Origin of the sequence: Streptomyces sp. NPDC058697, assembly GCF_042715345.1 — a bacterium.
In the GTDB taxonomy this organism is placed as follows: domain Bacteria; phylum Actinomycetota; class Actinomycetes; order Streptomycetales; family Streptomycetaceae; genus Streptomyces; species Streptomyces liliifuscus.
Genome location: NZ_JBHXSU010000005.1, coordinates 509444 through 531360, shown reverse-complemented (window position 1 = coordinate 531360; position 21917 = coordinate 509444). Strand labels below are relative to the sequence as shown.

20 protein-coding genes are annotated in these 21917 nt (G+C 70.9%); 9 read left to right on the top strand and 11 right to left on the bottom strand.

Features of this window, described 5'->3' with window-relative positions; genetic code table 11:
• Window positions 1–185: 185 nt before the first annotated feature.
• Both ACFWXQ_RS15955 and ACFWXQ_RS15950 read left to right on the top strand, forming a co-directional pair.
• Window positions 186–380: a hypothetical protein gene (locus ACFWXQ_RS15955; protein WP_055611072.1), complete on the top strand. Its 195-nt coding sequence runs from the start codon at window positions 186–188 to the stop codon at window positions 378–380.
• Between the two features lie 37 nt (window positions 381–417).
• On the top strand, window positions 418–2040 hold the full coding sequence (locus ACFWXQ_RS15950; RefSeq protein ID WP_383943290.1) for a hypothetical protein: 1623 nt from the start codon (window positions 418–420) through the stop codon (window positions 2038–2040).
• Window positions 2041–2268: 228 nt separating this feature from the next.
• Here ACFWXQ_RS15950 and ACFWXQ_RS15945 read toward each other — a convergent pair whose 3' ends face one another.
• On the bottom strand, window positions 2269–3768 hold the full coding sequence (locus tag ACFWXQ_RS15945; RefSeq protein ID WP_383943287.1) for a PLP-dependent aminotransferase family protein: 1500 nt from the start codon (window positions 3766–3768) through the stop codon (window positions 2269–2271).
• Between the two features lie 100 nt (window positions 3769–3868).
• Between ACFWXQ_RS15945 and ACFWXQ_RS15940 the strand changes: the two genes are divergently transcribed.
• From ACFWXQ_RS15940 to ACFWXQ_RS15925, 4 genes are all read left to right on the top strand, one after another.
• Complete coding sequence (locus tag ACFWXQ_RS15940; protein ID WP_383943284.1) at window positions 3869–4615, top strand: YitT family protein; 747 nt, start codon at window positions 3869–3871, stop codon at window positions 4613–4615.
• Window positions 4612–5379 (top strand): glycerophosphodiester phosphodiesterase, encoded by a 768-nt coding sequence (locus ACFWXQ_RS15935; RefSeq protein ID WP_383943281.1) that lies wholly within the window; start codon window positions 4612–4614, stop codon window positions 5377–5379. Before ACFWXQ_RS15940 ends, ACFWXQ_RS15935 begins: the two co-directional genes overlap by 4 nt.
• Before the next feature lie 61 nt (window positions 5380–5440).
• Window positions 5441–6790 (top strand): MFS transporter, encoded by a 1350-nt coding sequence (locus tag ACFWXQ_RS15930; protein WP_383943278.1) that lies wholly within the window; start codon window positions 5441–5443, stop codon window positions 6788–6790.
• Window positions 6791–7045: 255 nt separating this feature from the next.
• Window positions 7046–7420 (top strand): RNA polymerase-binding protein RbpA, encoded by a 375-nt coding sequence (locus ACFWXQ_RS15925; RefSeq protein ID WP_003977404.1) that lies wholly within the window; start codon window positions 7046–7048, stop codon window positions 7418–7420.
• A gap of 269 nt (window positions 7421–7689) precedes the next feature.
• Here the strand turns inward: ACFWXQ_RS15925 and fxsA are convergent, their stop codons facing one another.
• The 4 genes from fxsA to ACFWXQ_RS15905 form a co-directional block, all read right to left on the bottom strand.
• The gene (gene fxsA, locus ACFWXQ_RS15920; RefSeq protein ID WP_383954080.1) at window positions 7690–8274 is read right to left on the bottom strand and encodes an FxsA family membrane protein; all 585 of its coding nucleotides are present in this window, start codon (window positions 8272–8274) and stop codon (window positions 7690–7692) included.
• A 168-nt stretch (window positions 8275–8442) separates the two neighbouring features.
• Entirely contained in the window at window positions 8443–9210 is a 768-nt protein-coding gene (locus ACFWXQ_RS15915) for a polyprenol monophosphomannose synthase (RefSeq protein ID WP_383954082.1), read from the bottom strand.
• Window positions 9211–9722: 512 nt separating this feature from the next.
• Entirely contained in the window at window positions 9723–11348 is a 1626-nt protein-coding gene (locus ACFWXQ_RS15910) for an amidohydrolase (RefSeq protein ID WP_383954084.1), read from the bottom strand.
• Window positions 11349–11423: 75 nt separating this feature from the next.
• The gene (locus tag ACFWXQ_RS15905) at window positions 11424–11864 is read right to left on the bottom strand and encodes an Lrp/AsnC family transcriptional regulator (protein WP_055615743.1); all 441 of its coding nucleotides are present in this window, start codon (window positions 11862–11864) and stop codon (window positions 11424–11426) included.
• A gap of 264 nt (window positions 11865–12128) precedes the next feature.
• On the opposite strand from ACFWXQ_RS15905, the gene ACFWXQ_RS15900 reads away from it, so the two are divergent.
• On the top strand, window positions 12129–12557 hold the full coding sequence (locus tag ACFWXQ_RS15900; RefSeq protein WP_189839826.1) for a hypothetical protein: 429 nt from the start codon (window positions 12129–12131) through the stop codon (window positions 12555–12557).
• Between the two features lie 33 nt (window positions 12558–12590).
• On the opposite strand, the gene ACFWXQ_RS15895 is transcribed toward ACFWXQ_RS15900, so the two are convergent.
• The 3 genes from ACFWXQ_RS15895 to ACFWXQ_RS15885 form a co-directional block, all read right to left on the bottom strand.
• Window positions 12591–13685: a phosphotransferase family protein gene (locus tag ACFWXQ_RS15895; RefSeq protein ID WP_383954087.1), complete on the bottom strand. Its 1095-nt coding sequence runs from the start codon at window positions 13683–13685 to the stop codon at window positions 12591–12593.
• 30 nt (window positions 13686–13715) lie between these two features.
• Window positions 13716–14840 (bottom strand): hypothetical protein, encoded by a 1125-nt coding sequence (locus tag ACFWXQ_RS15890; protein WP_383954089.1) that lies wholly within the window; start codon window positions 14838–14840, stop codon window positions 13716–13718.
• A gap of 559 nt (window positions 14841–15399) precedes the next feature.
• Complete coding sequence (locus ACFWXQ_RS15885) at window positions 15400–16572, bottom strand: acyl-CoA dehydrogenase family protein (protein ID WP_383954091.1); 1173 nt, start codon at window positions 16570–16572, stop codon at window positions 15400–15402.
• Between the two features lie 322 nt (window positions 16573–16894).
• Here ACFWXQ_RS15885 and ACFWXQ_RS15880 point away from each other — a divergent pair, with 322 nt between their 5' ends.
• Window positions 16895–18142, top strand: coding sequence for a glycoside hydrolase family 18 protein (locus tag ACFWXQ_RS15880; protein WP_383954093.1), 1248 nt, complete (start codon window positions 16895–16897; stop codon window positions 18140–18142).
• A gap of 57 nt (window positions 18143–18199) precedes the next feature.
• On the opposite strand, the gene ACFWXQ_RS15875 is transcribed toward ACFWXQ_RS15880, so the two are convergent.
• The 3 genes from ACFWXQ_RS15875 to ACFWXQ_RS15865 all read right to left on the bottom strand — a co-directional run bounded on the left by ACFWXQ_RS15875 (window position 18200) and on the right by ACFWXQ_RS15865 (window position 20624).
• Window positions 18200–18859, bottom strand: a complete 660-nt coding sequence (locus tag ACFWXQ_RS15875) for a TetR/AcrR family transcriptional regulator (protein ID WP_383954095.1) — start codon at window positions 18857–18859, stop codon at window positions 18200–18202.
• A gap of 87 nt (window positions 18860–18946) precedes the next feature.
• Window positions 18947–19093: an SCO1431 family membrane protein gene (locus tag ACFWXQ_RS15870; RefSeq protein WP_359716843.1), complete on the bottom strand. Its 147-nt coding sequence runs from the start codon at window positions 19091–19093 to the stop codon at window positions 18947–18949.
• Between the two features lie 148 nt (window positions 19094–19241).
• Window positions 19242–20624, bottom strand: coding sequence for a peptidase C39 family protein (locus tag ACFWXQ_RS15865; protein WP_386268337.1), 1383 nt, complete (start codon window positions 20622–20624; stop codon window positions 19242–19244).
• A gap of 235 nt (window positions 20625–20859) precedes the next feature.
• On the opposite strand from ACFWXQ_RS15865, the gene ACFWXQ_RS15860 reads away from it, so the two are divergent.
• Window positions 20860–21486, top strand: a complete 627-nt coding sequence (locus ACFWXQ_RS15860; RefSeq protein ID WP_383955026.1) for a uridine kinase — start codon at window positions 20860–20862, stop codon at window positions 21484–21486.
• Window positions 21487–21917: the final 431 nt, after the last annotated feature.

Here is a 21917-nt window from a genome sequence, read left to right as displayed (position 1 = left end):
GGCCGAGGCAAAGATCACCACGAATCCGGCAAACCGTCGAGCGGCCGCCCCGGAGGCCCTGTCAGGCAGGGCCATCGGGGTGAAATAAGCAGAATTTCACTCTGTTGCACCTTTTATCGTATGGATACATCCTGTGAGCCTGGAAGTACTCATGGTGACTGTCCCCATCGACCAGGAGAACTCTCATGATCCTGTCCATCTCAGGTGTGGTGCTGCTCGGCATCATCGTCTTCCTCTTCTTCCGCAAGGACGGCCTCAAGGCCTCGCACGCGCTGGTCTGCGCCCTCTTCGGGTTCTACCTCGCGGGCACGGCCATCGCTCCGAGTATCACGGCAGGCGGCGCGAGCCTGGCCGGGCTGCTCGGCGGGATCAAGTTCTGACGCCCATCCCGTTCGCACGCACCTCCAGGAGACAGCAGTGGCCCGGCGCCCTCTTCCCCGCATTCTGAGTACCGGCAGCGCGCAGATCGCCCGCAGCCGGGACCTGGCCCGGACGGCCGCCGACAGCGCCACCGACGTCCTTCACCCACTGATCACGGTCACCCGTGGACTGCGCCGGCTGGCTGCCGCCGGACGGCGCAAGTGGGCGGACACCCCCAAGGACCGGCGCGGTCCACTGCTGTTCCTGGTGGCTTCGGTCGTCCTGGTCGTGGCCCTCGTCCCGTACGGGCCGCTGCTCGCCATCGTCACCCTGATGGGGGCGTCGGCGTGGCACGGCCGGGACCGCACGCCGCGCGGGCCGGCAGGACCCGACGAGGCGCAGACCAAGCGCCTCGAATCGCTCTACGAAGCACTCGTCCCCTACTTCTCGGTTCCCGAGGACCCGGCCCCGCTCTACGCCCACGGCGGCGAGTGGGACAAGGCCTTCGCCTCGTACGAGTTCGACGACACCGGCCGTGTCTCGCATCTCTCGCTCCACTACCCCGCGTACTTCACCGACGGGGAGGCGGACGCGCGTGCCCGTATCGAGCAGTTGCTGCACACCAAGTCGGGCCGCGGGCGCGAGTACCGCTTCGCGTGGGACGAGGAGGGCAACCAGCTCACGGTCACGGTGCTGCCGCCGCTTCCCACCGATGTCGCCGCCCAGCGTTTCGTCACGGCTCCGGGCGAGACCGTCCTCGGCTTCACCGACCCGGCCGGGGTCCAGCGCACACTCCCGCTCACCTTCGGCGAGGAGCGGCGGGACACCCCACCGGTCGTCTGGCGCACCGGTGCGCGCTCGACCGAGCCGCATCTGCTCGCGGTCGGCGGGCCGGGCAGCGGCACGACCACCCTGCTGCGCTCGATGGCGCTGCAGGCCCTCCAGCACGGCGACGTACTGATCGTCGAGGGCGGCGGCAGCGGCGAGTTCGCGTGTCTGACCGGCCGCGACGGCGTCCTGGGCATCGAGTGCGGCCTGGCGGGCGCGCTGGCGAGCCTGGAGTGGGCGGCGCACGAGACGGAGCGCCGGCTCATCGCCGCGAACCGCGCCCGGCAGGCGGGCCACACCCCGCCGGAGGACACCAGGCGTCCCCTCTGGCTCCTCCTCGACCGTCCGACGGTCCTCGGCCATCTCGCGGCGGCCGACGGCCGCAAGGATCCCCAGTCCCTCCTCCAGGTACCGCTGCGCCACGGCCGCGCGGCCGGTGTGACGGTGGTGGTGGCCGAGCAGTTCGACGCCCTGGAGTCACTCAGCGAGGCGGTACGCGGACACACGCGCGCGCGTGTCGTGCTCGGCCCCGCGTCCACGGGCCAGCTCGAAGCCGTGCTCGGGTCTCCCCCGCCCACGACTCCGACACCGGACGTGCCGCCCGGCCGCGGCTACGCCCGGCTGGGCTCGGGCCCGGTCCACCGCCTCCAAGTCCCGGCGACCCCGGACCCGTACGACGAGGCGACGAGCGAGGCCCACCGCCAGGCGGTGGTCGGTCTGCTCCCGGCACGCACGACTCCGGTTGACGCCGAGCCGACGGGCCCGGCACCGGCGGACCTCGCGGACGCGGCGCCGGAAAGCCCCGTGCGCTTCACGGCACCGGGTGCGGTGGGCGTCCCCGCGGAAGGCTGAGCGGGCGGAGGAGCTTCCCCGCAGAAGGCTGAGCGAGCCGGAGGGGTCGTCCCGGCGGAAGGCTGAGTGGATGGAGGGGGCGTCGCGCACGAGAAACGCGCAGCGCCCTCTCTCCGCCCGCTCCCCCCACCACCGGCCGGGCGGCAGGTGCCCGGAATGCCCCGCCTAAGCCGGGGCGCAGGGCTCAGGGCTCAGGAGACATCACCGCACAAGGTGCATCCGGAAGCGTCACGCCACGAACGTGCGTGGCGACTCCGTTCCGCCGTTCGCCCCCGACTCCACCAGCCGGGCGGCCGCGGCCAGGCGCGCCGCCGCCTCGTCGGCCACTGCGCCTCCGACCGTGAACGGCAGCCGCACATAGCCCTCGAAGGCCCCGTCGACCCCGAAGCGGGGCCCGGAGGGCACGCGCACGCCCACCCGCTCGCCGACCTCGGCCAGCCGTGAACCGGACAGACCGCCGGTACGCACCCACAGGGTGAGCCCGCCCCGCGGCACGTCGTACTCCCAGCCGGGCAGTTCGCGGCGCAGGGCCGTCACGAGCGCGTCGCGGTTCTCGCGGGCCTGGGTGCGCCGGATGTCCACGGCCTGCTCCCAGCCACCGGTGCTGAGCAGCCAGTTCACGGCGAGCTGCTCCAGGACGGGGGTGCCGAGGTCGGCGTACGCGCGGGCCGCGACCAGACTGCGGATGACGTCGGGAGCGGCGCGGACCCAGCCGATCCGCATGCCCGCCCAGAACGCCTTGCTGGCCGAGCCGACGGTGATGACGGTGGACCCGGCCGGGTCGAAACCGCAGACGGGACGCGGCATTTCGACGCCCTCGTCCAGATGGAGCTCGCTCATGGTCTCGTCCACGATCAGCACCGTGCCGGCGGAGCGGGCCGCGTCGACGAGCCGCCTGCGCTGGTCCTCGTCGGCGAGCGCGCCGGTCGGGTTGTGGAAGTCGGCGACGACATAGGCGAGCCGGGGCGCCGCGTCGCGCAGCACCTGCCGCCAGCGGTCCATGTCCCAGCCCGCGAGCCCCTCGGCCATGGCGACGGGCACCAGCCGGGCCCCGGCCTCGCGCATCAGCTGAAGGATGTTGGCGTACGAGGGGGACTCGACGGCGATGCGTTCGCCGCGTCCGGCGAAGAGGTGACAGATGGCATCGATGGCGCCCATGGCCCCGGTGGTCACCATGATCTGTTCGGGCATGGTCGGGATGCCGCGCGCGGTGTACCGCTCGGCCAGCATCTCGCGCAGCGCGGGCAGCCCCGCCGGATAGTCGCCGTGCGTATGGGCATACGGCGGGAGCTCCTCCAGCGCACCCTGGACGGCACGCGTGAGCCACGGCTCGGGGGCGGGCAGGGCAGCGCAGCCCAGATCGATCATGGAGCCGAGGGCTTCGGGCGGCAGCGGTTCGAGGCCCCGGGCAGGCAGCGGGTTCCCGGCCGGTACGGCCGTCCAGCTGCCCGCTCCCCTGCGGGACTCCAGGAACCCTTCGGCGCGAAGGGCTTCGTAGGCTGCCGCCACCGTGGTGCGGCTCACGGACAGGGAGAGGGCCAGCTCGCGCTCGGCGGGCAGCCGCGCGGCGACGGGGACGCGCCCTTCGAGGACGAGCAGACGCACGCCGTCGGCGAGGGCGCGATAGGCGGGCGGGCGGCGTGTGCCGGGGCCCGCCGGGCGCTCCTGCTGGGAGTTGAGCAGCCGCGCGAGCTGAGCGGCTCCCACCGCCGAGGTCCACTGCGCCATGATTTCCAGTCCACCTTCCCCGAATTGGCCATGGAAGAGGTTTCTTCTCAAGCCACAGAGTGTCACGGGCCAGGCCACTATCACCACCAGGGGGCACATCTTGTCCACTCCGCCGCCGGACCGACCGTCGGGTCCGCCGTCAAGCCCGACATCGAGTCCAACTTCAGGTCCGGCATCGGGTCCCACATCGAGCCCGCCGTCGGGGCGCCTCACCCGCCGGCTCCTCCAGCTGTACGTGGGCCTGGCCCTGTACGGAGCGAGTTCTGCCCTGCTCGTGGAGGCGGGGCTCGGCCTGGAGCCGTGGGGTGTTCTCCACCAGGGCCTTGCCGAGCTCACCGGGCTGACGATCGGCGTCGTGTCGATCATCGTGGGCGCCGTGGTGCTGCTCCTGTGGATCCCGATGCGTCAGCGCCCGGGCCTGGGCACGGTCTCCAACGTCTTCGTGGTCGGCATCGCCATGGACGGCACGCTCGCCCTGGTCCCGGACGCGCACGCCCTCGGAATCCGCGTCCCCTTGCTGGTGGCGGGCATCCTCCTCAACGGCGTGGCGACCGGCCTCTACATCGCGGCCCGTTTCGGTCCGGGCCCGCGCGACGGCCTGATGACGGGCCTCCACGAGCGGACCGGCCGCTCGATCCGTCTGATGCGTACGGCCATCGAGGTGGCCGTGGTGGCCACGGGCTTCGTCCTCGGTGGCACGGTCGGCGTGGGCACAGTGCTGTACGCGTTGGCCATCGGCCCGCTGGCCCAGCTCTTCCTGCGCGTGTTCGCCGTCCCCTCGGCATCATCGGGCGGCAGCACGGTCGTTGCCGCCGGGCAACCGGAGCAGGCGATACTGCGCGGGTGAGCACCCGTATACGCCACCCCTACCTCGACCATCCCGGCCCGATCGCCTTCGCCCACCGGGGCGGGGCCGCGGACGGCCTGGAGAACACCGCGGCCCAGTTCCGGCGCGCGGTCGAGGCCGGCTACCAATACATCGAGACCGATGTACACGCCACGGCGGACGGAAAACTCGTCGCCTTCCATGACGCGACGCTGGACCGGGTGACCGACGGGGCGGGCCGGATAGCGGACCTCCCCTGGAACGACGTGAGCCACGCGCGCGTGGCGGGGTCGGAACCGGTCCCCCTCTTCGAGGAGCTGCTGGAGACGTTCCCCGGCGTCCGCTGGAACGTCGACATCAAGGCTGAGCCCGCTCTGCACCCCCTGCTCGACCTGATCCGCCGCACCGGCTCCTGGGACCGGGTCTGTGTCGGTTCCTTCTCCGAGTCGCGGGTCGCCCGCGCGCAGCGCCTGGCCGGTCCGCGACTGGCCACCTCGTACGGCACCCGGGGCGTCCTCGGACTGCGTCTGCGGTCGTGGGGGATCCCGGCCCCGCTGCGCCGCTCGGCGGTCTGCGCCCAGGTGCCCGAGTCCCAGTCGGGCATCCCCGTGGTCGATCGCCGCTTCGTGCGCACGGCCCACGCGCGTGGGCTGCAGGTTCACGTCTGGACGGTCAACGAACCCGCACGGATGCACCGGCTCCTGGACCTGGGGGTCGATGGCATCATGACCGATCACATCGAGACGCTGCGCGGGGTCCTGAAGGACCGCGGCACCTGGGTCTGACGGCCCGGCGCCCCGCGTGGCGTCCGCGTACGGGGACTGCGACGGGGAAGCGAGGGCACGGGTGGGCACCGACACCGTGCGGGAACAAGCGGCCGACGATGCCGCGGAACGGCGGCGCGAACAACGCGGCTGGTACTTCTACGACTGGGCCTGCTCCGTCTACTCGACGAGCGTGCTCACCGTCTTCCTCGGCCCCTATCTGACATCGGTCGCCAAGGCGGCCGCGGACGCCGAGGGATTCGTACATCCGCTGGGGATCCCGCTGCGCGCCGGCTCCTTCTTCGCGTACTGCGTGTCGGCGTCCGTCATCCTGTCGATCTTCGTGATGCCGCTGGCCGGCGCGGCGGCCGACCGCACGGGCCGCAAGAAGCCGCTCCTCGCGGTCGCCGCCTACCTGGGCGCCGCGGCCACCGCGGGCATGTTCTTCCTGGACGGCGACCGCTATCTGCTGGGCGGCCTCCTGCTGATTGTGGCCAACGCCTCACTGGCCGTCTCGATGGTGCTCTACAACTCCTATCTGCCGCAGATCGCCCCGCCGGAGGAGCGCGACGCCGTCTCGTCGAGGGGCTGGGCCTTCGGTTACGCGGCGGGCGCACTGGTCCTGGTCGCGAACCTGATCCTCTACACGGCCCATGACACCTTCGGCGTCTCGGAGACGACGGCGGTCCGCATCTGTCTGGCCTCGGCGGGCATCTGGTGGGGCGCCTTCACCCTCATTCCGCTCAAACGGCTGCGCGACCGCCGCTCGGCGACCTCCTCGGGTACGTCCGCACACGGATGGCGGCAGCTGGCGGCCACCGTGCGGGACATGCGCCGCCAGCCACTGACGCTCGCGTTCCTGCTCGCCTATCTGGTCTACAACGACGGCATCCAGACGGTCATCTCGCAGGCATCCGTGTACGGATCCGAGGAGCTGGGCCTCGACCAGTCGACGCTGATCGTCGCCGTGCTGCTGGTCCAGCTGCTCGCGGTGGCCGGGGCGCTGGGGATGGGCCGGCTCGCCCGGACGTACGGTGCCAAACGGACCATCCTCGGTTCGCTGGTCGCCTGGACCGTGACGCTGGGCGCGGGTTACTTCCTGCCTGCCGGCGCGCCGGTCTGGTTCTTCGTCCTCGCCGCCGGCATCGGGCTCGTCCTCGGCGGCAGCCAGGCGCTGTCCCGGTCCCTGTTCTCGCATCTGGTGCCGCCGGGCAAGGAGGCCGAGTACTTCTCGGCGTACGAGATGAGCGACCGCGGTATGAGCTGGCTCGGCCCGCTTCTGTTCGGTCTGACGTACCAGCTAACGGGAAGTTATCGGGACGCGATCATCTCGCTCGTGGCCTTCTTCGTGCTGGGATTCGTGCTGCTCGCGAGGGTTCCGGTACGCCAGGCGGTGCGCGACGCGGGCAACCCCGTTCCGGACAGGATTTAGCGCCGGAGGCCAAAGGCCGGTAGTGTACGCGTTTGGCCTGCCAGGCGTACCGTTACTGCGCGTCAAAGATGCCGAAACGCTGGGTGACATCTGCCCTCAGATGTGACAAACCGGGCGCAGGTGGGTACAACAAGGGGCGGCTACGACGGCGACGCATGACCCGGAACGGGAATCTTTACCGCCGACCGGACGTTGACCGGATGACGACGACAGCGACACCTGTCCTGTGGGCGACAAGCCCGGGAGGCACGATTCATGAGTGAGCGAGCTCTTCGCGGCACGCGCCTCGTGGTGACCAGCTACGAGACGGACCGCGGCATCGACCTGGCCCCGCGCCAGGCCGTGGAGTACGCATGCGAGAAGGGCCATCGATTCGAGATGCCCTTCTCGGTGGAGGCGGAGATCCCGCCGGAGTGGGAGTGCAAGGTCTGCGGGGCCCAGGCACTCCTGGTGGACGGCGACGGCCCTGAGGAAAAGAAGGCCAAGCCCGCGCGCACGCATTGGGACATGCTGATGGAGCGGCGCACGCGAGAGGAACTCGAAGAGGTCCTCGAAGAGCGCTTGGCTGTACTTCGCTCCGGAGCCATGAACATCGCGGTCCACCCTCGGGACAGCCGCAAGTCCGCGTAGCCCCTCCGGGGGTTGGGCGGCATACAACGCACGCACCCAACCGCGGGTGCCGTACCTCCGGGTACGGTGCCTGCGGTTTTGTGCGTTCGGATGGCTTGCGGTGGCTTTGCGGGTGCGGGTCCGGCTGTGGCTGATCGCGCAGTTCCCCGCGCCCCTAGGTTTTCAGGGGCGCGGGGAACTGCGCAGTCTTTTGGGGGTTCGGGGGCGGAGCCCCTGAGCAAGTGACGGGAATGGGTAGGGGCGGCGGGGGCGAAGAAAACCCCTCGGCGTCAGCCGTTCAGCGGGGGCCTCGGGCCCGAGTCCTCCTGACGCCGCTCCCGCGACTCGTCGTCACGAACGACCTCGCCCGGAACGACCTTCCCATCGGGCCGATGGATACGCGCCTGCTGAAAGGCACCCCCGAGCGTCCCAGCCCCGGCCTCCCGCATCTTCCGCTCAAACGTCCGCTCCGCATACCGGCTCAGCCCCTTCTGCACAGGCGGAACCAGCAGAAGCAGCCCGAGCGCGTCGGAGATGAGACCGGGCAGCATCAGCAGCAGCCCGCCCAGCATCATCAGACCGTTGCCCTCGGAATTCGTACCGCCCTGCGGCAGCACCCCGCTCTGCTGTTGCTGCAGCGTCTCGCTCAGCGCGCGAAAGGCACGGCGTCCGGCCCGCTTGATGACCACGGAGCCGAGGACGAATCCGGCGACCAGCAGCAGGAAGACGGTGAAGCCGCTCGTGGCACCCGCCACCACGATCAGCAGCCAGATCTCCAGGACCAGCCATGCGGCGATGCCGAGCGGCAGGTACCTGAGGGGGCCGGAGCGCCGGGGCCGTGCGGGGTGGGGCGGAGTCGAAGCGCCAGTCGTCATGCGTCCAGTGTGCCTGGGCACGGCTCAGTACGGGATAAACGCGTGGTCAGCACAGCCTGTGAAGCGGAGCCGCACGCCCTGACAGCCGGACCAACGAACCGGCCATCAGTCCCAAGCCCCAAAACCGAAACCCGGGCCCCGGACGTCGGCCCCAGACCCCGCCCCGCCTCAAACCTTCCGACGCCCGCGAATCCGGTCCGCCCGCTCCCCGACCCCCCACGTGGTCACCCTCCACAGGGCCTCCACCAGGATGTCGCGGCTCATCTTGGAGTCGCCCAGTTCGCGCTCGACGAAGGTGATGGGCACCTCGACCACGTGATAGCCGGCCTTGACGGCCCGCCGCGCCAGGTCGACCTGGAAGCAGTAGCCCTGCGAGGAGACCTCGCCGAGGCCGAGGCCCTCCAGGGTCTCGCGGCGGAAGGCGCGGTAGCCGCCGGTGACGTCACGGATCGGCACGTCGAGCATGACGCGCGAGTACAGACTGCCACCGCGCGAGATGAACTCACGGGACTTGGGCCAGTTGACGACGCGCCCGCCCGGCACCCAGCGGGACCCGAGCACGAGGTCGGCCCCCTTGAGCGCGGTGAGCAGCCGGGGCAGTTCCTCGGGCTGGTGCGAACCGTCGGCGTCCATCTCGACCAGGACTCCGTACCCGTGCTCCAGACCCCAGCCGAAGCCCGCGAGGTAGGCGGCACCGAGGCCTTCCTTGCCCTTGCGGTGCAGCACGTGGACGTGGTCGTCCTCGACGGTCAGTTCGTCGGCGAGTTTGCCGGTGCCGTCGGGGCTGTTGTCGTCGGCGATCAACACGTGCGCCGCGGGCACGGAGGCCCGCACCCGGCCGACGATCGCCTTGATGTTCTCCGCCTCGTTGAAGGTCGGGATGATCACCAAGGTCGTGCCGAGCGGACCGAACTGTCGCCCACCGCCGTCGTTCACAGCTTCCCCTTAAGACTTCCGTGCGAGGGGCTCCACCATAGCGAGCGTCGCTCTTCGGGCCGGTGAGGCACCGACGTGAAAGTTCCCGGAAGGGGGCCAGAAGGGGACGAGTCTGCGGATCGGGGCCCGGCGCCCTTCGGGCCGACCTGGGACCCGCTGGCTGCGGGTCGACCGAAAGCCGTTGTCTACTGAGCGTCCGGGCCCCACCCGGGTCACACCATCCGAGCCGGAACGTTCCCTCGCGCCGTGGCGCGGGCGCTGGGCCTGGCTCCCAGTGGTGGTGTACCGGTGCGGCACACCACCCCTGACCCAACTGCGCTGCGGCGACTGGCGGAAGTTCACCGGTCGGACGTCCGGTGGTGGACCCGGCCGAACCTACCGGCCACCTGCCGCTAGCTGTCAACAGTCGTTTGACCTGGCGGTTTTCCCTCAAACCCCTGGTCAGCGCGGAGGATACGCAGGTCGCGCGACGGGGCGCCGACGCATGATCGACACCGCGCCACCCCGGGACATCACTCGTCCGGCCGTACGAATACCGTCCGTCCGCCCACGACCGTGCGCAGGCAGACGGGCAGTCGCGCGCCGGGCGTGAGGTCGGGCAGTCCGGGGGTGCCGGAGCGCGGGTCGGTCGACCAGCGGGCGACCCGGTCGTCCGGGGCCTGGACGACGAGCTCGTCGGTGCGCCACACGGCGTAGTCCGCGGGCGCGCCGGGTACCAGGAGCCCCGCGTCGTCGCGTCCGACCGCCCGCCAGCCGCCCCGCGTATGCGCCGTGAACGCGGCGCGCACGGACACCCGGTGCTCCGGAGTGCGGTGGAAGGCCGCGGCGCGGACGGTGCCCCACGGGTCGAGCGGTGTGACGGGACTGTCGGAGCCGAAGGCGAGCGGCACCCCGGCCCGCAGCAGGGCCGCGAACGGGTTGAGCGCCCGGGCCCGCTCGGCACCGAGGCGTTCGACGTACATACCGTCCTCGCCGCCCCACAGCGCGTCGAAGGCCGGCTGGACCGAGGCGGTGAGGCCGAGTTCGGCGAAGGCGGCGATCGTCTCCGGGGTGAGCATCTCGGCGTGCTCGACCCGGTGCCGGGCGGCGCGTACGCGGGCCAGGCCGACCTTCTCCGCGGCGGCGCGGACTCCGTCGACCACGGAGGTCACGGCGGCGTCCCCGATGGCGTGGAAGCCCGCCTGGAGGCCCGCCTCGGTGCATGCCACCACGTGGGCGGCGACGGCGGCGGCGTCCAGGTAGGCGGTGCCGGTGTGTTCGGCGTCGGTGTACGGCTGGTGGAGGCAGGCCGTGTGCGAGCCGAGGGCGCCGTCCACGAAGAGGTCGCCCGCGGCGCCGGCCGCTCCCAGCGCCCGGGCCTTCGCCACGCCCTCCTCCCCGTGTTCGGCCCAGTAGCCGACGACCCGGGGCCCTGCTTCCTCCCCGGCGAGCCGCAGCAGCCCGGTGAAGTCGTCCTCGGAGGAGATCTCCGGGCCCGCGCACTCGTGCACGGAGCCGATGCCGAGCGAGGCCGCGTGCTTCAGCGCGGCACGCTGGGCCTCGGTGCGCTGCTCCGGCGTAACCGCTGCGAACGCGGCGGCGCGTACGGCGTGATGGGCGTCGCGGGTGAGCGGTTCACCGTCCTCGAAGCCGGCCGCCCGGCGTACGCCCGGCGCCATGTCGAGGAGAGCCGTGGTGACGACGGCCGAGTGGACGTCGATCCGGCTGAGGTAGAGCGGGCGTCCGCCGGTGACCTCGTCCAGCTCGTCCCGCCGCGGATGCCGACGCTCGGGCCAGCGGGACGCGTCCCAGCCGTGGCCGAGGAGCACCCGGTCGGCGGGGCGGGCGGCCGCGAAGTCCCGTACGAGGGTGATCGCCTCGGTGAGGGTGCGGGCGGTGGAGAGGTCGAGGCCGGTGAGTGCGAGGCCGGTGGCCGTGGTGTGCACGTGCGCGTCGGTGAACGCCGGGGTGACGAGCGCCCCTTCGAGGTCCAGCACCTCGTCGACGCCGTCCGCGAACGCGTCGGCCGCGCCCTCGGAGCCGACCCAGGCGACCTGTCCGCGTTCCACGACCATCGCGGTGGCGAACGGGTCGGCGGGGCTGTGGACCTCCCCGCCGCGCAGCAACATCGTTCGGGGGGTGGCGGTGCTCTCACTCATGGGGAACAGTCTCGCCCCTCGGCGCACGCGCCCCGCGCACGGGGGGCCACCCTCGGGGTCTCACGCGCGCGGGCGTCAGATCTTCGGCGGCCGGGCCTCGTACGGCGTGGAGAGGACCACCGTCGTACGTGTCGAAACGCCCGCCAGCGTGCGCACGCGCGCGAGGAGCTCTTCCAGCTCGTGCGGTGTCGACACGCGGACCTTGAGGATGTAGTTCTCGTCGCCGGCGACGCTGTGGCAGGCCTCCAGCTCCGGGACGTCGGCCAGCCGTTCGGCGATGTCGTCGGGGGCGCTGGGGTCGAACGGTTTCACCGAGATGAAGGCGGTGATCGGCAGCCCGACGGCCTCCGGGTCGACGACCGCGGCATAACCGCGGATGACGCCGCGCTGCTCAAGCCGGCGCACCCGCTGGTGCACGGCCGACGTGGACAGGCCCGTGGCCTTGCCCAGGTCGGTGTAGCTCATCCGCCCGTCTTCGACGAGCAGCTGCACGATGTGGCGGTCCAGCTCCTCCATGGCGGAGAACCTACATGCCCTTGATCCGCTCGGGTACTCTGCGGCGCAGGTCATACCCTGTTTGTGATGTGGCCTGAAGAAGCGGGCGAGACACCCGGGGGACAAAACCACCGGGTCGGGCACCTGCACGCGGCATGTGACGAACGCCACATCGCGGCGGTCGGTTCCGTGATGTTCTCGTGATTACCGCAGAGACGGGGCGGGAAGTGCTTGCTGTGGTCGAGGTCGCAGTGCCTTGTCGGCCCACCCGAGGGGGAGTAGCCCATGCAGAGTCTGAAGCGCCCTGGTCGCACCGCGCCCAAGCGGCAGCAGCCCGTCGTCGAGCCCGAGCCGGAGGGCGTCGAACCTGACGCCGAGGAGTTCGACGCGTACGACACCTTCGAGATGTACCGGGTGATCTGCCCGGACTGCGCGCAGCCCATCGCGCTCCTCGCGGACGAGGAGATCCTGCCGGAGCACGCGCTGTGCGCGTCGCCGTGGAACCCGTTCGGGCTCACGGTCTGCGCCGGTACGGGCCGCACGGCGGCCGAGGCCCGGCCCGCCGACGAGACGATGGAGGCTCAGGAGCAGGACACCGCCCTGCTGTTGACACTCCCTCAGGGTCTCGACTGGCGTACGCAGCCGTTCTCGCACGTCGGTGGCCCCGGCTCGCGCCCCATGCGGGTGCCGGTGATGCGCGACCAGGCCGCCTGAGAGCCACTCGGCCGGTTTCCGCCTGAGCGGTCCTCAGTTCCCGTAACTGCCCTGCACCATGGCTCGCAGGCTGTCGTGGTGCAGGATCAGTGTGTCCGGATCCGCGGGGACTGCGGTCTCACCGAAGTGCACCTGCCGGTAGGCGACGCGCAGCATGACGACTGCGTGCCGCAGGGCGGCGTACAGGATGTGGAAGTCCATGTCCCGGGGTGTGTGGCCGGTGAGTTGGGCGTAGCGCGGCTCCACGCGGTCCCGGCGCAGGAAGCCGGGCAGTCCGGGCTGGCCGAAGCTCACGGTGAGGTCCTGGAAGAAGCGGTGCAGGTAGATCATCCAGCCGAGGTCGACCTCGCGCGGGGCCAGTGCCGCCATCTCCCAGTCGAGGACCGCGGCGGGTTCGAAGCCGTCGTAGATGACGTTTCCGATGCGTGCGTCACCCCAGCTGAGGACCGTCTCGCCCTCGTCGCGCGGCCAGAGCGCGTCGAGCCGGTCGAAGGCGTCCTCGATCAGGGGCGATCGCGACAGCCCGTCAATCACCCATTCGTAGTACGTGCGTTGGGCTTCGACATGACGTCGTAGCGCGCTGCCGTGCCCCGGCGAGGAGAGGAAGTCCGCCTCACGCACCGGGACTTGGTCGTGCAGCCGGGCGAGGAGTCCTACCGAGGCGTGCTCAAGTCGCTCCCGGTCGGCGTCACTTGCCGCGTGCAGCCAGTTGCCCTCGTACGTGTAGGGCATGACGTCCGGCGGTACGCGGCCCGCCACGCGCTCCATGACGAAGAAGGGCGCCCCGAGGGGCCCCGGGTCCTCCTCCAGCCACTGCACCCGCGGCACGGGCAGGTCCGTGCGGTCCGCCACCAGTCGCATGGTGCGGTACTGGCGCCGCAGGTCGTAGACCGGGAAGACGGTGTACGCCGCCGGGTCCGCCGCGAGCCTCAACGCGCAGGCGCGCACCGGGGGTTCGGGGTGTTCGATGTCGAAGAGCAGGGTCTCGCTGGACATTCCGTTGGAGGCGGGGACACGGACGTCGACCGCCTTGGCGCCGGGCAGCCGTCCGGCGAGCCAGGCGGTCAGCCGCTGCGCGAGTTCCTCCGGGTCGCGTGTGGTCGTACGCGGACGGGGTGCCGTTGCCATCGCTCCACTCCCTCCCTGGAGTCAACTCGGCTATGGCGCGACCGAGTCGAAGCCGGTGAATCCGCTCGGGTCGTGCCGTCCGAACGAGCCGTGCTCGAAGATCCCGTGCCCCACCTGCCCGTCGAGCGTGAAGCGGGCGGCGTGGTCGGTCACGCCGTACGCGGCGAGCCCGAGCGCGGCCGGGTCCGAAAGGTCGTACGTACGCCGGTCGGTCCAGCCGCGTCCCCGCCAGGTGCCGTGCTGCCAGTCGTCGGCGGGCGGATAGCCGGCTCCGACGGCGAGCGGCGAGGAGGTGAGGATCTCGACGCCGAGCTCCGACGGTTTGCGGAAGTCGCCGAGGTGGACGATCGCGCGCTCCGGGTGCCGGGTTCCGCTCCGGTAGGTGATCTCGGTCTGGGGCCAGCCGAGTTGGCGGTCACGCTCACCGTTCCGTACGAGTGTCGCGTCGTTGAGGGTCCGGTAGCCGTCGGCGTCCTCCTGGGTGATGACCATCAGGAAGCGGTCCTCGAAGCGGACGGGGCACCAGAGCCAGTGGAAGCCCTCGGTCCGGTGCTCCTCGGCGAGCCGGCCGCCCTCCTCGCCGGGCAGCGGGCGCGTGCCCCAGCTGCGGTCGCGGGTGCCGGTCCAGCCGTCGCCCGACAGCCGGATCTCCTCCCCCGCGACCCGGATCCAGCCCTCGCACCGCCCCGCCTGCACGAAGCGCCGGCCCTCCAACGTGAGGCGGGCGCCCCGGCGTTGGACGTGATGCGGCTCCCACAGCGCGGGAAAGTCGGCGGACCAGGTGATCTCGTACGACAGCCCGTCCGGGTCCTCGGGGTCGGCCGCGCAGCTCAGGACGAAGTCCTTCAGGGGGCGCTCGACCTGGATCCGCAGCGGACCGACCGCCATCGTCATCCGGGTGTCGTCGTCCAGGGCGTCCGAGGCGCGTACGGCGTGCAGGGTGTCGCCGGTACGCAGGGTCGCGTACGCGTCGATGACCCCGACGTTCGGGTACACGCCGAGCCCCAGGATGAGCAGCGCCCGCCCCTGGTGGTCGAAGACCTGGAAGATGCAGCGGTCGTAGGCGTTCCGGTCCCCCGTCGCCACGTGCTTCATCGAGAGGGGGACCTGGTGCACGGGGTACTCGTCAAGGGCTACGGGGCGGTCGTCGGGCATCGGCTGCCTCCCGGGGCGTACGGCGCATGACGTCGCCCGGAGGGGTGCGGCCCCCGGCGGTGGAGTTGACGGTACGTCAGAAGACGGCAGGGGGCCAGAGTCCGGTGCCGGGGTCCGGTGCGCCCCTCATGCTGACCTGCGGCGACCCGACGAGGGCGTGCCGCGAACTCACTGGCGAATCCCCGCGCCGGTGACTTGTCCGGCCATGGACCCGTTGGCCTCGGTATGACCCCCACATACGCAGATGCGGAGCGCCGCCGCCGGATCCCCTTCCCCCCGTCGGCAGAATCGGTTCCCCAGGGGTCCCTGGGATCTCTGGGGCCACAGGAGACCCAGCGGACGCAGGGAACTCAGTGGACCCAAGGGATTCACTGGACACAGGGAACTCAGGGCTCACAGAGTTCACAGGGACCCCACGCACACCATCAGCCCCTGGATCCCCCCATCTACCGGGCCCTGATCCGCACCTGGGCCGACCGGGGCCGGACCCTGCCGGGCCGCCACGACCCGGAGTGGGCCCGGCTCGCGGCGCCCTCGGCGATGTACGGGTACGGGAGGTTCAGCGCGACTCGGGACCCGCGAGGTGACGGGCGATGACCATCCGCTGGATCTGATTGGTGCCCTCGACGATCTGCAGCACCTTGGCCTCGCGCATGAAGCGCTCCGCGGGGAAGTCCGCGGTGTAGCCGTACCCGCCGAGTACCTGGACGGCGTCGGTGGTGACCTTCATCGCGGTGTCGGTGCAGTGCAGTTTCGCCATGGCCGCCTGTTTGGCGAACGGCCGTCCCGCGTCACGCAGCCGGGCCGCGGCGAGGTACAGCGCGCGGCCCGCCTCGATCTGGGTCGCCATGTCCGCGAGCATGAAACGCAGGCCCTGGAAGTCCGCGATCGGGCGGCCGAACTGCTGCCGCCCGGTGGCGTACGCCACGGCCTCGTCGAGCGCGGCCTGGGCCACACCGATCGCGCAGGCCGCGATGCCGAGCCGCCCCGAGTCGAGCGCGGACAGGGCGATCGCGAAGCCCTGGCCCTCGTCGCCGATGCGCCGGTCGTCCGGGATCCGCACCCCGTCGAAATGGACCTGAGCGGTGGGTGAGCCCTTCATGCCCATCTTCTTCTCGGGCGCCGCGGCGCTCAGCCCCTCGGCGTCGCCGGGCACCAGGAACGCCGTGATGCCCCGCGCCCCCTCTCCGCCGGTGCGCGCGAGCACGGTGTAGAAGTCGGCGACTCCGCCGTGCGTGATCCAGGCCTTGGTGCCCGTGATCACCCAGTAGTCGCCGTCCCACACTGCTTTTGTACGCAGTGACGCGGCGTCCGAGCCGGAGGACGGCTCCGAGAGGCAGTAGGCGCCCAGGAGGCCGCCGCCGAGCATGGCCGGGAGATGCTCGACCTGCTGTTCCTTGGTGCCGTAGTTGGCGAGGGCGTGGCAGGCGAGCGTGTGCACGCTGACGCCGAGGCCGACGGTGAGACGGGCGGCGGCCAGCTCTTCGAGGACCTGGAGGTAGACCTCGTACGGCTGGTCTCCGCCGCCGTACTCGGAGTCGTACGGGAGGCCGAGCAGCCCCGACTCCGAGAGCAGCGTGAGGACTTCGCGCGGGAAGTGCCCGGCGTCCTCCTCCTCGGCCGCCTTCGGGGCGATCTCGCGCTGCGCGATGTCACGCACGAGCGAGATCAGATCCCGGGCCTCGTCCGTGGGCAGTTGACGGTCCACCGGCTGCGGGGCGCGGTCGGGCATGGCGACGCTCTCCTCCCTGTTGGGCACTTCGGCGAACGCACACCTGGGTGGGGCTGCCCCGCCTGGTCTTTCTGGGCACTGTCGATGCTCGGCGTCTCCGGGTCACGGAAGCGGCTGATCAGCGGCTGTGCGCTGTGAGTATGCCCGATCGGAGGCATCCAGTCACCAGTTAACGACCGCTTACTCAAGAGTAAAGGATTCCTGGAGCGAATGGTCCGAACCATTGACCGTACTGGTCTAGTCCTCCTACTGTTTCGCTCCAACGCTTCACCGCGTTCATGCCAATAGGCGCGCGTTCCCCTCTCCCCCACGAGGAGACACGATGTTCAGCTCGCTCCGCCCCCGCGTCCGTTTTAGGGCGCTCGTATCCGCCGCGTGTTGTGCCGTTCTGGGCGCGGGTCTGCTCGCCGGCGCGGGTACCGCCGCCGCGGCCGTACCTGCCGAGCCGGCCGCCGCACCCAAGGCAGCAGGCTCCAAGGTCGTCGGCTACTTCACCGAATGGGGCACCTACGACCGGAAGTACCTGGTCAAGAACGTCGAGACGTCCGGCTCGGCGGCCAAACTGACGCACATCAACTACGCCTTCGGCAACGTCACCGGCGGCAAGTGCGCGATGGGCGACAACTACGCGGCGACCGAGCGGACGCACACCGCGGCCGAGTCGGTCGACGGCGTCGCGGACACCTGGGACCAGCCGCTGCGCGGCAATTTCAACCAGCTGCGCGAGCTGAAGAAGAAGCACCCGAACCTCAAGGTCCTGTGGTCCTTCGGTGGCTGGACCTGGTCGGCGGGCTTCACCGAGGCGGCCAGGAACCCGGCCGCCTTCGCCCAGTCCTGCTACGACCTGGTCGAGAACTCGAAGTGGGCGGACGTCTTCGACGGGATCGACATCGACTGGGAGTACCCGAACGCCTGCGGCGCCACCTGTGACACCAGCGGGCGGGCCGCGTACAAGAACCTGATGTCGGCGGTGCGCGCCAAGTTCGGCGGCTCCGCGCTGGTCACCTCGGCGATCCCGGCCGACGCCACGGCCGGCGGCAAGCTCGACGCGGCGGACTACGCGGGCGCCGCCCAGTACGTCAACTGGTACAACCCGATGACGTACGACTTCTTCGGCGCCTGGGACGCGACCGGTCCCACGGCTCCGCACTCGGCCCTGAACTCCTACTCGGGCATCCCGAAGGCGGAGTTCCACACCTCCGCGACCATCGCCAAGCTCAAGGGCATGGGCGTCCCGGCCTCGAAGCTGCTGCTCGGCATCGGCTTCTACGGTCGCGGCTGGACCGGTGTCACCCAGGCGGCGCCCGGCGGCACGGCCACCGGCCCGGCGGCGGGCACGTACGAGCAGGGCATCGACGACTACAAGGTGCTCAAGACGAAGTGCCCGGCGACCGGCACGGTCGGCGGCACCGCGTACGCCAAGTGCGGGAACAACTGGTGGAGTTACGACACCCCGTCGACCATCGCCGGGAAGATGAACTACAAGAACGCGCAGGGCCTGGGCGGCACGTTCTTCTGGGAGCTGAGCGGTGACACGTCGAACGGCGAGCTGATCAAGGCGATCAACTAGCGTCGCCGGTAGGGCATTTGAGTGAGGGGCGGGGGCCGGTCGACAGGCTCCCGCCCTTCACGCGTCCCGGCGTGCGGCCTGCGGGGCCGGGTAGGAGGCGTCCAGCTCCTCGATGGCGCGCATCGTGCCGCCGAGCATCCTCACCAGCAGCTCGCGCATGAGGTCGCGCGGAAGGCTGTAGTGGTGGATCCAGTCGAGGGTGGCCCCCTCGACGCTGCACAGCCAGCCGAGCAGCGCCATGCGGGGCAGCGGGGCGATCTCCCGTCGCCCGTACGCCCCTTCGGCGATCGTCTCGACGATGGCCTCCCGCACGCCCTCCCGGATGGCGTGCACCTCGGCGTCGAAGCCGACGCCCCCGCTGATGATGGTGCGATACGCGGCGTGGTTGTTCTCGGCGTAGCGCAGATAGCCGTCGATGGTGCGGTGGACCCGCTCCGCCGGGGGCAGTTCGAGGCCGCTCGCCGCCCGGGAGATCAGCTCGGCCACCGAGTCCTGGACGATCGCCAGGTAGTAGCCGCGCTTGGACTTGAAGTAGTAGTAGATCAGTCCCTTGGCGACCTGCGCCTGTTTCGCGATGTCGTCCATCGACAGTGCGTCGTAGGACGTGTCGGCGAACAACTTCCGCCCGATGGCGATGAGTTCGGCGCGGCGCGCTAAAGAACGGTCGGTGCCGCGCGCTCCGGGGCGGTCGGCACCACGCTGCTGACTGTTACTCAATTCCGGACCTGGTCTCCAACTGCGAGCGGGACCCCCGCAGTATGGCAGAGCAGTGCCACCAGCCTGTTCGACTCTCTTCGACCGCGATCAGACGAGGCCGAGCTGCGTCACGAGCATCGCGAGCACCACCACGAACGTCCAGCCCACGACGTGTTCGAGGATCTTCGGGCCGTCGTCCTTGGGCCCGCCGGTACGGGTACGGACACGTCCGGCGGTGGCTGAGGTCGTGGTCATGGCAGCTCGCTCACGTCGGTCTTGCAGTGGACTCCCCCCACCGTTCTGTCCACCTTGCCACCGGATCGGGCTTTTGCGGGAGAGAGCTTGGTCACGCGCGGGGGGCTGCTGTGGCACCCGCCACAGCAGCCCCCCGCACAGCCGTCGGTCAGCGAATGCCCACCGCCTCCAGCGCTGTCCGCTGGGCGGCCGTGGGACTGGCCGGGAAGTAGACGTAGCAGACCCCGCCGGTACCGGAGACGACCGTCCCGGCGGCGTTGTACCGCTTGGTACGGAGCCAGATGTTCTCCCACTCGCGCCGCTTGTAGACGCGCCGGACCGCGTTGTTGTCCGGCGAGGCCGGGTCGTTGGCGATCACGTCGCCGTCGGCGGTGAACCCTATGACCGTCATCAGATGGCCCGCGGTGCCGTACCCCGCTCCGGTCAGTTCCGTCTTGAGGAACGACTGGGACGTTATGGCCGGAATTCCGGCGGCGATCAGCGTCTCCAGATCGGCGAGCGAGCCGAGCCGGGTCACCACGCCCTGGAGGTCCTCGTACGTCGCTGCGTACGCGGCGTTGAAGGGCCAGTTCCCGCAGCCGTTGTACTGGTGGTCGAACGTGAACCGGGCGGCATGGCACACCTGCGGATCCGCGTACTCGGGCTTGACCCAGGCCAACTGCGCCGCCGTGGGCTTCCGCCCCCAGTACTCGATGATCATCTGGGAGGAGGTGGGGCTGCACCAGGCCTCGCCGCCGTTGTCGTACTCGGGGTACTGGCCGGCGTGGATCTCCTGCGAGTAGCGCGGCACCGTCAGCTCCCGCACGAGAGCAGGCGTCGAGGCCGGGACGGTGAAGCGGTCCGGGACGTCGGAGCCCATCGCGCCGAGCCGCCACACGGTCGGCGTGGCCGTGGTCCCGGGCCTGCGGTACAGCGTCAGCCGCAGCCGGTACGACACCAGGCGCAGCCCGGAGGCCGCGTCGTCGATGGAGAAGGTGTCCGTCCAGATGCTGCTCTTCCCGTCGCTCTGGTCGTCCACCGAGGTCCGCCGGATGTCCTGGTCCCCGGCCGCCCAGCGGCCCATCACGTACCAGGGCGCGTCCGTGCCGTCGGAATACGTGCCGGACAGCTCGACCTGGAGCCAGGTGCCCGCCGGGGTCCGCGCGTTCCAGGAGGGGATGACCTCGGTCGAGGGGACGGCGAGGCGGTGGACGGGCGAGGTCCAGCGCGCGTACTCCCAGGTGGCGGTCGTGCCGGTGTGCGGGTCCTGGTAGTCGGTCCGGCCCTCGGGCGTCCCGATCGCCAGGCCCGGCCGCACCCCCGGCACGGCGCGGGTCCCCGCCGCGGTACCACCGCGCCAGTCGGTGTACGAGGTCCAGGCATGGTTGTCCACAAGGCGCGACGGGGCTTTCGACGGGGCGGCGGTCCGGGTGCTCGCGGGCCCGGCCGTCGAGCCGGTGGCTGCCGCCGCCGGACTCGCGGCGCCCGCGGTGGCCGCGGCGACCGCCACGGCCAGGAGACTTCTGCGGGACGGCTGTTCAGCTCTGGTCATGGGTGGGTGACCCCCAGGTGTCCGGAACGGGCAGGTCCAATGCGTGGGTGTGGGGGCAACTATGGTTCGCGATCACGGCTTCTGCCAGCACTTCGCGGGTCGCGGCGCCGACAAATATTGGTCGATACCACTGGCATGGCCGCGACAGGACGACGGCGCCTTCTCCCCCGGTCGCCCGAGGGTGACCTCGGTAGAGTGAAGCCCAGGAGCACCGCACCGCACCCAAGGACCCCTCATCCACCTCGACGCCCTCGCCGCCCGGCTGCACCGGCTGCCGCCCTCCTGCGGACCCGTCCGGCTCGTCGGCGTCGACGGGCACGCGGGCTCGGGGAAGACCACGTTCGCCGGGCAGCTGGCCGAGGCGCTGGGCGGGGCTCCCGTGCTCCACCTGGACGACATCGCCACGCACGAGGAGCTCTTCGCCTGGACCGGGCGGCTGCTCCGGGAGGTCGTCGAGCCGCTGTCGCACGGCACGACGGCGCACTATCCGCCGTACGACTGGAACACCCGCGGCTTCGGACCGGCCCGCGCCCTGCCGCCGGCGCCCGTGATCGTCGTCGAAGGGGTGGGCGCCGGCCGTCGCGCGCTCAGGCCGTGGCTGGCGCGGCTGCTGTGGATGGAGCTGGCCGACGAGGACGCGTGGGCGCGCGGGCGGCAGCGGGACGGTTCGGCGCAGGACGAGTTCTGGGAGGGGTGGGTCCGCGCCGAGCGTCGGCACTTCACCAAGGACCCGTCAAAACCGTTCGCCGATCTTCTGGTGCTGCAGTGTTCAGAGGGGTACGAGGTGCTCCAGGGGCCTGCTGCGACGTCAGCGAAGAGCCTCTCCGTCACGGACCGTGACGGCCCAGCGTCTGTGTGCTGAACTTGTGAAGACCCACTTCTGAGAAGTTGCCTGAGTGCTCCAACTCGGCTTGACCCGGGGGCCGTACAGGACTTACGTTCTGAATGTGCGGCCATTTGAGGCCGCCCCGCAGACGCGAAGCCCCCGGTTGTTCCCCCGTGATCGGGGGCTTCGTTCTGCCCGGAGCCGTTTTTCGGACGCTCCGAGGCGCGATTCGTTCACCCTCGGTCACCAAACCGAGTGCGCCCCATCTGCTCCCACCTCGGAGAACCTGTCGTGCGGCACCCTTCGGCCCGGTACTGCCCCGCAGGTACGATGCCTCTCGGTGCGGCATTCGGACGGCTGCTCTCCGCACCGAACGCAACTCCCGTCCGCGGCACAGCGGTTCGACGAAGACTGCCGACGGGCACCGGCCCGCCCGGCGATCAACGGGGGCACGGTTTGTGGGGGAC